This is a genomic window from Anaerosolibacter sp. (assembly GCF_029240175.1).
GTDB lineage: Bacteria > Bacillota > Clostridia > Peptostreptococcales > Thermotaleaceae > Anaerosolibacter.
In genome coordinates this window covers 1-12,261 of record NZ_JARBTM010000020.1, presented here as the reverse complement: position 1 = coordinate 12,261, position 12,261 = coordinate 1, and the positions used below count along the sequence as shown (strand labels likewise).

General features: G+C 39.3%; 12 protein-coding genes and 1 riboswitch. Of the genes, 7 read left to right on the top strand and 5 right to left on the bottom strand.

What is annotated here, in order from left to right; all coding sequences use genetic code 11:
• Positions 1-12: 12 nt before the first annotated feature.
• Entirely contained in the window at positions 13-1,815 is a 1,803-nt protein-coding gene (locus tag K0R93_RS14460) for a sensor histidine kinase (RefSeq protein WP_300302689.1), read from the bottom strand.
• Positions 1,816-2,047: 232 nt separating this feature from the next.
• Between K0R93_RS14460 and htrA the strand changes: the two genes are divergently transcribed.
• The 3 genes from htrA to K0R93_RS14445 all read left to right on the top strand — a co-directional run bounded on the left by htrA (position 2,048) and on the right by K0R93_RS14445 (position 4,154).
• Positions 2,048-3,319, top strand: coding sequence for a serine protease HtrA (htrA, locus tag K0R93_RS14455; protein WP_300302687.1), 1,272 nt, complete (start codon positions 2,048-2,050; stop codon positions 3,317-3,319).
• A 309-nt stretch (positions 3,320-3,628) separates the two neighbouring features.
• Positions 3,629-3,787, top strand: coding sequence for a hypothetical protein (locus K0R93_RS14450; protein WP_300302685.1), 159 nt, complete (start codon positions 3,629-3,631; stop codon positions 3,785-3,787).
• Between the two features lie 13 nt (positions 3,788-3,800).
• Positions 3,801-4,154: a cupin domain-containing protein gene (locus tag K0R93_RS14445; RefSeq protein ID WP_300302683.1), complete on the top strand. Its 354-nt coding sequence runs from the start codon at positions 3,801-3,803 to the stop codon at positions 4,152-4,154.
• A gap of 44 nt (positions 4,155-4,198) precedes the next feature.
• On the opposite strand, the gene K0R93_RS14440 is transcribed toward K0R93_RS14445, so the two are convergent.
• Positions 4,199-5,329 carry a zinc-dependent alcohol dehydrogenase gene (locus K0R93_RS14440; protein ID WP_300302681.1) on the bottom strand — a complete coding sequence of 377 codons (1,131 nt, stop codon included), beginning with the start codon at positions 5,327-5,329 and terminating at the stop codon, positions 4,199-4,201.
• A gap of 196 nt (positions 5,330-5,525) precedes the next feature.
• Between K0R93_RS14440 and K0R93_RS14435 the strand changes: the two genes are divergently transcribed.
• Positions 5,526-6,749 (top strand): FprA family A-type flavoprotein, encoded by a 1,224-nt coding sequence (locus K0R93_RS14435; RefSeq protein ID WP_300302680.1) that lies wholly within the window; start codon positions 5,526-5,528, stop codon positions 6,747-6,749.
• A gap of 102 nt (positions 6,750-6,851) precedes the next feature.
• Here K0R93_RS14435 and thiT read toward each other — a convergent pair whose 3' ends face one another.
• A complete protein-coding gene (gene thiT / locus K0R93_RS14430) occupies positions 6,852-7,373 on the bottom strand; it encodes an energy-coupled thiamine transporter ThiT (protein ID WP_300302678.1) in 522 nt (173 codons plus the stop codon).
• A 61-nt stretch (positions 7,374-7,434) separates the two neighbouring features.
• A riboswitch (TPP riboswitch) is annotated at positions 7,435-7,547 on the bottom strand.
• Positions 7,548-7,600: 53 nt separating this feature from the next.
• Complete coding sequence (locus tag K0R93_RS14425) at positions 7,601-8,158, bottom strand: hemerythrin domain-containing protein (protein WP_300302675.1); 558 nt, start codon at positions 8,156-8,158, stop codon at positions 7,601-7,603.
• A gap of 356 nt (positions 8,159-8,514) precedes the next feature.
• Between K0R93_RS14425 and K0R93_RS14420 the strand changes: the two genes are divergently transcribed.
• The 3 genes from K0R93_RS14420 (at position 8,515) to K0R93_RS14410 (ending at position 11,366) form a co-directional block, all read left to right on the top strand.
• Entirely contained in the window at positions 8,515-8,694 is a 180-nt protein-coding gene (locus K0R93_RS14420; RefSeq protein WP_300302673.1) for an asparagine synthase, read from the top strand.
• 119 nt (positions 8,695-8,813) lie between these two features.
• Positions 8,814-9,506, top strand: a complete 693-nt coding sequence (locus K0R93_RS14415; RefSeq protein WP_300302671.1) for a hypothetical protein — start codon at positions 8,814-8,816, stop codon at positions 9,504-9,506.
• A gap of 117 nt (positions 9,507-9,623) precedes the next feature.
• Complete coding sequence (locus K0R93_RS14410) at positions 9,624-11,366, top strand: methyl-accepting chemotaxis protein (RefSeq protein ID WP_300302669.1); 1,743 nt, start codon at positions 9,624-9,626, stop codon at positions 11,364-11,366.
• A gap of 314 nt (positions 11,367-11,680) precedes the next feature.
• Here K0R93_RS14410 and K0R93_RS14405 read toward each other — a convergent pair.
• A partial coding sequence (locus K0R93_RS14405; RefSeq protein WP_300302667.1) for a DUF3888 domain-containing protein occupies positions 11,681-12,261 on the bottom strand: 581 nt, incomplete at its 5' end.

Below are 12,261 nucleotides of genomic sequence, written 5' to 3'. Positions count from 1 at the left end.
TGACACTGATTATTACGAATAGATATCGGAAAATTCGATATGGATACGTTCTACCTTGCTTTGGGTAGCAATGACAACATTACCTGAGGTATTACCATCAGAAGGAACCTGTTCAACAGGCAGCTTGACAATAAATTCAGTTCCTTGCCCAACCTGGCTTTCCACATGAATCGTACCACCGTGCATTTCCACAAGAGATTTTACCAAGGAAAGACCGATACCGCTGCCCTCATGACCTTTATTCAAGGAACTCTCCACCTGGGCAAATCTTTCAAAAATCTGCTGTTGTTTTTCCATTGGAATACCGACCCCTGTATCCCTGACACGAATGAACACATGATCATTTTCATCAGCAACCCTAACCTGGATGAGATCACCGGGGTTTGTAAACTTCACAGCATTGGAAATAAGATTCAGCATGATTCGTTCAATTTTATCTGGATCACAGGCCATGATTTTTTCTTCCGTATCTGTATCAAATTCCAACACTTTTCCTTTGTTCTCAATATATCCAACGGTGGAGAGTGTAATCTCTTCCACGATCTCTACAATATTATTATTCTCAAGATTTACCTTGATGTACCCAGCATCAATCCGTGTGATATCAATCAGGTTGTCGATTAATCGCATGAGACGGTAACAATTCTGCTTCATCACACCCAAGTACTTGGTACACTTAAAGTTCTCTTGATCATGATTTTTCTGGGTGTTCATCAACTCCATCAGCTGAATATTTCCAAAGATGATATTCAAAGGTGTTTTCAGTTCATGGGATATGTTAGAAAAAAACTCTGTTTTATACTGATCGTGGCGAAGGGTTTTTTCTAATAGTGCTTCATTTTCCTCAGCAGTTCTTTTCAAGTGAACCAAGGGCTTGGAAACCAGCATTCCTATAAAGAGGGAGAGAAATCCTATGATCATTGTTGCCAGAGTACCCCAAATAAAGAGGCGCATATTTTTTTCTTTAATAGGCCCATATAAGTAGTCAAAGGGTATCCTTGTCACCAAGGTCCAACCATCGGTATAGGGGATTTTCTTATAATAGGCATAGGTTTTTACATCTTTAAATGTATAATCGATGTAGCCTTCAGAATTTTGTATAATTTGCCACGCATTTTTAGAAAACTCCAGAGGTATGACTTCAGAGGGAATTGTAATGTTTAATTTTGTAATATACTCTGTGTCAGGATGGGCAATCACGGTACCTTCTTTATCAATAATATAAGAATAAGAAGATTTATGGTTTACCCGGAATGTATTTATATAAGAATTCAAGGTAGAGAAATCAATGCTGGCGCCCAAAAGACCAATGATTTCTTGTCCTTCATTCCATATGGGGACTGCCACAATGTATGTAAAATGACCCAAGGTTTTTGAAACCAATGGAGAGGTAAACACGGATTTTCCATCCATCACCTGATGGAAATAGTCACGGTCATTAAGAGAGCCCGCATCTCGTTTTCCTGTGGTATGATAATTTCCGGAAGGATCAGCCAAAAAAAACTGGTTATATAATCCTTGGCTTTCCAAAGCCTCATTCCTTAGATAGGGCTCAATCTTATTCCAGTCCATACTGCGAAGGGTAGGGCCGCTGGCATAGGTTTTCATAATGGTGATTTGTTTATCGATCCAATGACTGACAGACTCTCCATGGGCTTGAATGTTTTTTGAACTGTTATCATGAACCAGATCAAAGGTAAGGTCTTCGGTCAAATAATAGGAAATGGTCACGAGGGCTGTAGTGAGTAAAATACTGATAGACAAGGAAAAAATAAATATTTTCATGGTAATGTTCTTTGAATTTAATCGATGCATAATCGTTCTCCTAAAAATATATTTAAATTTAATGAAAGCAAAAAGTATAGTGACTATAGAAATTTGACAAAATTCCCTTAATTCCTTCTTTTTTTGACAAGACCAGATGGGAAGATTTTCCCATAATAATTTTTTTATTTTAAAGACAAAATGATTTTGTTCATAGTTTATTCATATTCCCGTCATAACCTGCTTCTATAATAAAACTATATTATTGGAGGAGGTAACGAAAATGAGATTTGAGGAAGAACACAATCCATTGCATGCAGAAAATATAGAAGAGACAGTTGAGATGGTGGAAGAGCTAGAGATGATTGAACCCATAGAAACTGATAAAATCGATGAAAAAGCATGTACGCTGTTGGAGCCAGAGAAAAATCATAGAAAGAAAAGAGGATTCAATTGGAAGCTGGGCACCACGGCTTTGATTTCGGCATTGATTGGAGGTATGTTATCCAGCTACATTTTCCCAGTATATATTTTTGGAAAGCTGCTGCCCTATCCTGATAATTATTTTGGCAGGGACGTACAGCAGGTGATTAATGTAGAACCTCAAAGTACAACATCTTTAATTTCTGCTGTGGCGAAGAAAGCCATGCCTTCGGTGGTGGGGATTACGACGGAAACTACGCAGCGAGATCTTTTCTTTGGTGCTAGAAAATCCCAGGGCGTAGGCACAGGGGTAGTAGTGGACCATAGAGGCTATATATTGACCAATGCCCATGTGGTGAACAATGGCAGTGTAGAACGGGTCAATGTGGTATTTAATGATGGTACCAACAAGGAAGCCAAGATTCTATGGAATGATCCTTCATTGGATTTAGCTGTCATCAAAGTAGATGGCGTAAATGTAACACCGGCAGAACTAGGAAATTCTGATAACATTGAGGTGGGAGAGACGGCTATTGCTATTGGGAATCCATTAGGCATGCAATTTGAAAGGACAGTTACATCAGGAATTATTAGTGGGTTGGAACGGAATATTGATATCAGTGCCAATGAAACCATAGAGAACCTGATTCAAACCGATGCATCCATTAACCCAGGTAATAGCGGCGGTCCTCTGCTCAATGGGAAAGGCGAAGTCATCGGTATAAACACCGCTAAAATTCAGTCGGGAGAAGGTTTGGGGTTTGCTATTCCCATCAATTTAGCCAAACCTATCGTAGACCAGTTTATTGAAAAGGGTGAATTCAGCAAGGTATATGTGGGTATCAAGGGAGTCAATGTGGATACCTTTGAAAATGCTACGGGTACAGAGCTAGCGGCAGACAAAGGGGTATATGTAGTGGAGATCACTAAGGACTCTCCAGCGTCTAAGGCAGGACTCAGCGTTGGTGACGTTATTGTCGGAATAGATGATCAGGAGATTGGGACCATGGGGCAGCTCGTTAGACAATTGTACCAGTATCGTGCTGGAGATAAGGTAGACTTAAAGGTTATGCGAAATGGAGAGAATAAGTCCATAAACGTGATATTAGAGAAAGTGCCGAATAATTATTAAATGCTGCAAGTCAGTCCGTAAGGACTGGCTTGTTTATTTAAAAAATCTTATATATTTTTTTCCATTTCTTTGATTTGAATCACATCGTGCAGCATTAAACTTCGATAGAATAATATCAGTAGAAATAAAGTAGATTTTTCAATAAAACAGCAGAGAAAAGGAAATATTATTTTTAGGATGGTGAAAGAAGGTGATTCCATGGAGTTTATGATTACAGATATTGCAAAGAAACAGCTCATGGAGAAATTTGAAGGGCAAAGGCTGCGAATCTTTCCAAAGATAAAGACCTGAGCAGGTATTACCTACCAAATGGTTCAGGATGAACCTAAGGACAGTGACTTTTTATATCAAGTAGACAATTTGCACTTTATGATGGACAAAGAAGAAGCAAAATTTGTTTCCCACTTGGAAATTGATTATGAAGAGGATTGGTGGGGCGCAGATTTTATTATAACAGCAGGATTTTAAGGAGGATATAAACATGAAAATTGAGAAAATTGCAGAAAAGATTGTTTATTCAGATGCAACCTTCACGAAGAGGGTATTGTTCAGTGAAGACAAGATACTAAACTTTGTACTAAACATGAAGCCAGGCCAAGTGATTCCACCCCACCAGCATGAAGACTGTGATTTGGTACTCCATGTGCTTACAGGAGGCGGAGAACTAACGGTGGATGGAAAGGTTGAGCACATCACTACGGGAGACGTGGTATACTGCGTAGGGCAAGAAACCTTTAGTTTGAAAAATGATACCAGCGAAAATATGTCTTGTTTCGTAGTAATCACACCAAGGCCATCATTAAAAATCTATGCGGACGAAATTGGAAATCAATAAGAATATGTTAAAGCCATAAAAAATGCACACAAAGTGTGCATTTTTTATGGTTTTAATACCACTTTGATACAGCCATCTTTTTTCTCATCGAATATGCCATAGGCATAAGAGCCTTCATCCAAAGGAAGTCGATGGGTAATAATATCTGTGGCATCAAATTTACCCTCTTTGATTAGTTTTAGAATAGGCTCTACATAGGAATGGGCAGGGCATTGACCCATTTTTAATGTAATATTTCTTGAAAAGAAATCACCCAAAGGAAATAAATTGTAGCGCATGCCGTATACGCCCACCAAAGCCACGGTGCCGCCCTTTCTGACGGAGCGGGAAGCAATTTCAATGGCTGACTTGGAGCCGCCTTGGAGTTTGAGCATGGTTTCCAGCTTTTCAAAGGCTGTCATGACCCCATCCAGGCCTACACAGTCAATGACCACATCTGCTCCGCCGTTGGTGGTGTCTTTGATGTATTCTCCTGTATCATGATGATCCCTAAAGTTTACTGCTTCAACACCATTATATTTTTTGGCATGTTCAAGACGATAATCCACATAGTCCACGGCAATGATACGATTGGCACCTCGATAGGCTGCCCATTTTTGCGTTAATAATCCTACAGGGCCGCACCCTAAGACAGCTACGGTATCCCCAGGCTTTACATTGCCAATATCCGTACCCCAGTAGGATGTGGGAAGAATATCAGTCAAAAAGAGAACTTGTTCATCGGTGAGTTCTTCAGGTACTACTGTAGGGCCCACATTGGCATAGGGAACCCTTAAATATTCTGCCTGACCTCCATCATAGCCGCCATAGGTGTCGCTGTAGCCAAAAATAGCGCCAATTTCTCCATGGGGATTGGAATTATCACACTGGCTCGACAGATCATGCTCACAGTACCAGCAGTGACCACAGGAGATGGGGAAAGGAACAATCACACGATCCCCTTTCTTGACTTTGGTTACCTCTGGGCCTGCTTCTACAACAATGCCCATGGTTTCATGACCCATAATGAATCCTTTCGGCATGTTTGGAACCCTGCCATGGACTAAATGCAGATCAGAGCCGCAAATGGCTGTGGAAGTAACCTTGACAATGATGTCATCAGGCTGCATAATGGTGGGGTCTTTTACATTGGCAACTTGTACATTTTTAATACCTTCATAAACACAAGCTTTCATGGATATCACTCCTAATTTTGATAGAAATCCTTCACATTCTTTTATTAGCGTTTTCCCTAGGTATAAAGTTTATTCAAATTAAAAAACATTATCTTTTTCCATTTGATTGGAATCACATTCTTTATGAAGAATCTTCCCTATAATGAGAGTATAAGAAAGAGATCTCCAAGAGATCTAAGAAAGAGGAGGATTTGCTATGTTAAAGAAATTAGAGATTGCGAAAAATGCATACTGGGTTGGTTATGTGGACGACAGAAAGGTACCATTCCACCGTTTGATTTTAGAAAAAGGAACAACCTATAACAGCTACTTTTTAGATACAGAAAAGCCCACATTAATTGATACAGTAGATATTGAATTCGGCAAGATATTTGTGGAGAATTTAAGCCAGATCATTGATCCTATGAAATTAGCATACATTGTTATCAATCATGTGGAGCCAGATCATGCTGGGGCCTTGCCTGCATTGGTAGGAAAAGCGAAAAATGCAAAAATCGTGACAACTGCATTGGGGGCAGAAGAGCTTAAGCATATGTTCAGACTGCATAACAGGGAGTTTATCATTATTAAAGACGGAGACACATTAGACATTGGCGGAAAAAACCTGCAATTCTTTGAAACACCATATCTTCATACAGAAGAAACCATGATAACATATTGTATCGAGGACAAGATTTTATATCCTTGTGACCAGTTCAGCTCCCATGTGGCCACGTATGATCTGTTTAACGATCTTGCAAAGGAAGATATTATGCCTGATTTCAATGTATACTATCAATTGATTATGCATCCCCATAGACCTTATGTACAAGATATGCTCCAGAAGATCAACAACCTGGACATTCAAATAATCGCTCCATCCCATGGATATATTTTAAGGAGTGATGCGAAGCAATATATCGAAGCCTATGATGAAATGAGCAAGCCAAAGGGCAACAAAAAGGCAGCTATTTTATTCAGCACCATGACGGGCAACACCACAAAGGTGGCAAAGTTCATCGCTGAAGGGTTGGAAGAGAAAGGCATTGAATTTAGAAGCATTAACGTAGATAATGCAGATAATGAAACGATAAAAGAAGCAATTTTAGAAGCAGACGCCCTATTTTTCGGTAGTTCAACTAGGTATGCAGACATGGTGGGTAGACTAGAGGATGTATTAAAGGAATTAAAAGATATGGATTTAAGTGAAAAGCTAGCCATTGCCTTTGGCTCTTATGGTTGGAGCGGTGAAGCCATTCAGGTAATCCAAGATTATCTAAGCGCATCAGGCATGAAGGTGGTGGATTCATCCCTATTGATTAAATCCACAGGGATGACCCATGTACAGCTGCCACTGCGGGTGAAGTTTACACCAGCAGGTGAAGGCGCAGAACAATGTGTAGAAGTGGGCAAGGTAATCGGCGATTTGCTAATTGCATAGAGATATGAAACACAAACGGGCGGGATAACCCCGCCCCTACCGATGTGTAATCCGTAGGGGCAGGGTCATCCTGCCCGTTTGTCATTGTAGAGGTATATTACATTACGCTGGAATACTTTTGAAAGCTCGATATAAAATACCCACCAAAATAAATGAGATGATAAGTTCAGGAACCAGATAAGCACCATTGTAAACGATGGAATAAATCCAAGGGTTCATATTTTCAGGCGCATAGGAAGCCCAGATAATTACCCCTGAGAGAACTGTAGATACAAATCTGCCTAAAATTCCAAAAAAGACGCCCACAAAGATGTTTTTGAAATCTTGTCTAAATAAGCCTGCAAGGCCTAAAAGACCAAAGGCTACCACATAATCTAAGAGAATTGATAAAATGTGGAAGGAATACTTAGGGCCTAATACGAATTGAAGTATGCCGTAAACAGATCCGGCTAAAATGCCTGGACCCACACCCCATCGAATTGCATAAAACAAAATGGGTACCATACTGCCCGCAGTAACAGAGCCGCCGTAGGGGGCTTCAAAGATTTTTACATAGCTTAAAATTTGTGCTAAAGCAATCATGATGCCTGCTTCCACAAGCATTTTTGTTGTAAAATTTTTCATCATCCATCCTCCTCAATTTTATACAATAAAAATGCTGCACCTGATGGATGCAGCATTTCATTCTAATTAAATTAAAACTTCCTACGCTGGCATTATCCAGATCAGGTACATGGGTCGAAGTATCAATAGGACCTCCCTCTCAGCCAGACTCATCCAGCTCCCCCTTTTCATTATTCAATTTCCATATTTAGCGTAACAGTTTTCACAAAAAAAATCAATGAAAGATTTTATGAAAGGTTCCTATTTTCCAACTCATGGATTAATGCTAAGTAGTAATCTTGTGTCTTTTTTTCTTGGGCTGAGGTTTCTACTTCCTTGCATTGGCGTTCAATTGCATCCATGGCCTTTTTGCTCAACCTCTTTTGGGCAAAGGTATAAATGGCATGATCTTCCTTATCTATATGGCGGTGTAGGAGATCTGTATAAGCAATGGCATTGGCAATCACATCAACCCGGGCATCTTTATTTCCTTGGCTTACCGCATTTAAGGCCTGTTCAAGGTTACTAATAAACAGTCTGCCTAAATCATGTTCAGCAAACATGCCCATGATAGGCCCTTTTTCTACAGCTTCGCCCAATTCCATAGACATGGTTTTAAATAGGATATCCTCTTCTTTGCTGTGATGGTGCTTATCCGCATAGTTTCGAACAAAATCAATAATCTTGCGAAAGGCTTCATCATCCACAGGGGCGCCATTCACAATCTGAATACAAAAATCCCTGGTGATCTTTAAAACTCGCTTGATATGCTTATGCTCTTCAATCATCATTTCAATAGCGTTCATTGTTGTACCTCCTTGTCAAATTATACTCATGATAAGTAATGTAAATATAGAAATATACTAGTGTCTTAATACTGCGTACTTCTGTTAGCCGATAGCAGTTAGCGGTTTTTGTTTTTTACCTGCTAACAGCTAACTGCTAACCAGATAGAAATGACACCTTAAGTTTGATATTTATTTGATAAAATCAACAAATTCAAGATAGCTATATATATATTATGCGCTTTTTGTTTCCAATCAAACAGCATGTGATGAATGTCAAATTTTCTTGGTATTTATGAAAGCTTTTGACAGGGATAGAAAGAGATGAATGTTTGCATCCTAATAATGTAGTAAAAAAAATAAGGAGGGATTTTTTCATGGACGTACGTGAAGGATTGATTCCTACTGTTTTAGGTACTGCTGTGGCTGCAACAGGCGCGATGATGAAAAGAAGAGATATGGCACCAATGATTGCAGCAGGTATTGTAGGCTTTGGGCTAGCCCATGTAGTGCTAGGCGCTATCGATCTCGTAGAGCATATGGATGAAAGAAGGTAATTTTAGTGAGGGAGATCTTCCCTCACTTTTATTGTTCATATCCAATAATGGAAAACAAGCTGAGTCGGTAAAACTCGTTTGGGGTATAATAAATCTATAAATGGAAGGGAGGAAGAATAATGAAACGTCGAATTTACATAGGGTTTACGGTTATAATGCTGTTGCTGCTATTGATTGGATGTGTGCGAAGGGTTGAACCGCCCACAGTGCCAGAAAAACCCGATGGGGAGATAAAGGTGCCGGCTGAAGCGCTGCTGGAGATGTTGCCTACAGAAACAGGGGATCAATATTTCTATAATGGTTTTGCAGAATATGGGCATATACAACAAATTGATCGTATAGACGAGGAAGAAGGCAAAAGAATATATCATGTGGTAGGGATGGTAGACGATCCCTCGGGTGGAGAAGCTACTGGAGATTTTACCTTGGAAATGCAATATGTTGTAGATGGTGAAAAAATCACAGAAAAAATTCTTCAAGGGCAAAAATTGCCCCATAAGATCCCAGAGCTGGAAGTACTTAGACTGCCTTTGGAAGAAGGCAACCAGTGGGAACAGAAAATGCTGATCAATGGAACCGAGGAAACATTGAAAGCAGAGATTGAATCTGTAGATATAGATCCCCAAGATAAGCGAGACACCTATACCGTTGTCTATACTGTACCTATGGCAGGTATGCCAAACGATACGTATAAAGAAATCAGAACCTATAAAAAGGGTGTAGGGTTATATCATTTTGAAAGTACCTTGGGTAAGGAATATGATTTTATGTTCAATTATACCTTGGGATTGATCGAAAAAAAGCAGCAATAAATAAGTCCTTTCTATTCCTATGAAAATCCGTTATAATGTTAACAATGAATATTGTTGGAATTTATTGAAATTTGAAGAATAAACTAGAAAAGTGGTACAACTTGAGGGGGATTTTCGTTGGAAAGACAGCAAGTAGGGAAAGTGGAGTTAAATATTTTTAACAGAGTAGGCACCAAACTAACATTAATGTTTCTCGTGATTGTATTGGCGGTGGTCATCATTCTATCCAGCGTGATGTATGTTCAGAGCTATCAGATGCTATTGGACAATTTGGGTACTAGAGCTTTGAAGATCGCAGAAACAGCTGCTAATAAAATCGATGTTGAAGATTTTAAAGCAATGAAAACTGTTGGAGATGAAAAGACTACAGCATATATACATATGAATAATGAACTGAATTATATCAGACAAATCTCTGGCGCCAAATACTTATATACGATGCGTCAGAATGACCAAGGACAATTCATTTATGTAGTTGATGGCTTGGATCTTGAGAATATCTCTCATATTGGAGACGTGGAAGAGGAAATGTTAGATGGTTTTGATGAGGCAATTCATGGAAATACCTATATTTCCAATGAAATTGAGATTTCTGATTGGGGTACATTGATATCTGCCTACTATCCAATAAAAGATAAAACTGGATCGATTGTTGGATTTGTTGGTGTAGATTATGATGTGGAAGCGGAATATAGAGCGTTTAACAAATCTAAAATTTTTGTTTTCACAACAGCGGTAGGACTAGGGATTTTAACAATGCTATTGGGTTATGGAATATCCAGAAAGATTTCAAAGCCCATTGAGGGTATGGCTATTCAGGCTAGGAAAATTGCAAGCTATGACTTGAAAGTAGAAAAGCTTCAGATTACAAATAAGGATGAAATTGGGTTATTGGCTCATGCCTTCGAGGTGATGGCGGATAATCTCCAAGATATTGTCAGCCATGTTACCCATGTATCCAATACGTTGGCCCATAATAGCTATGAAATGAATGAGGTTACCCATCAGACCACAGGGGCAGTGAAGTTGATTGCGGAAAACGTAAGCGAAATTGCTGCGGGCTCTGAAAGTACTTCCAGCAGTGTTGTAGCTTTAAATCAAATTCTTTCAAATTTAGCCAAGTCCATGCAATATGCAGTCGAGCGTATTGGCTATGGGGAAAAAGTTGCCCATGAGATGAACGATGCTGCCAAACATGGAGGCAGATCAGTCGATGAAATTATTGACAAAATTCAAGCCATAGCCAATTCGGTGGAAGATACTGCCCATACCATACAAAATTTAAATGAGCAAACAAGAAGTATTGGTATGATTGTTCAAGTCATCAACCAAATATCAGAACAAACAAATCTGCTGGCTTTAAATGCCAATATTGAAGCGGCTAGGGCAGGGGAAGCCGGTAGGGGATTTGCAGTGGTGGCAGAAGAGGTAAGGAAATTGGCAGAGCAAACGAAGCACAACGCCGGGGAAATTACGGGCATGATTGATTCTGTGACCCAAGGTGCCCAAGATTCTGTAGTTCATATGACGAATGTGAAGGAAATTGTGGAAGATGGCCTGCAAATGGCTGGTACCACAGGAAAAACCTTTGAGCATCTTTTGGAAAAAATTAAGAGTACCCAGGAAGTCATTCAAGAAGTAGCTCAAACCATTGATACCCAAGCGCGTAGTCATCAGCAGATTGTAGAACAATCCAATGAAGTATCAGCAATCTCTGAGGAAACTACAGCTGCTTGTCAGACGGCAGCTGCCACAGCCCAGGAAGGATTGGCATCGATTGAGACCATTGCCTCTTCCATGGAGCAGCTGAAGCAGCTATCCCAAGAGTTAAATGGATGTATTAAGCGATTTAATGTTTAATAAGATGGGAAGAACCTTAAAAAGCAAAGAATCAGGGGTGCAGGGGAAGTATTCCCATGCCGTAGTCAGAGGGGTGCTCAGGCTGCCTAGCAGCCGTCGAAGGGGAACTAGGTTCCCCTAGCGAAAGCGTCGGAGACGCTCTTTTTATAGAAAAACAGGTGATTTTTTAATACAGGGGTCTCGCCAACATTTCCCACAAATCCCACCCTAAGACAATAAATGGGTAAAAAACTCAATTTTTACCCACTCTAAGGGGTAATCAATAATGGCAACGATTCATGTAAAAAACAGCCATTATGCAAATTTCTATCGAATTATTTTGGAGGCCATTTCTTAATAATTTCTTGCCAACCTGGTGCTATTGGAAAGCTCTCTATATGCTGAAATTTTTCAATACTGACCTCGTTATATGGTTTCACTTTCAAAGTGATATGATCAACTCCTATTGTATTGTGAGGACCAATATATGGAGTTGCTTCAACTGTCAACAAATAGGTGTAATAGGCTGCCTTATCTTTTTCGATATTTATAATTTTAATATCATTTGGATTGACAACTGGAGATTCCTTTAAATATTTATTGTAATAGCTATGAACTGCATCCATAACATACGGGTGTATAAAGATAATAACTAAGTTTTTATAGGGTTCGTCTTTTGCATTAAAAGATTCCGATTTTTTTAAATCTGAAAGTAATTTACCTGTTATCTCAAATTTGTTAAGGTTAGAATATCTCATAATTGGTATACTGATTATTCCTACCAATGCTCTAATATTACCAACATGTTTTACCAATTCCTTCATTCCAGTATCGACTAGCGTTGTTTCAGCAAATATTAGTTGTTTTGCATTTGCAATAAAATTATGGGTTATAAACGCTAACCATAGAAATGAAT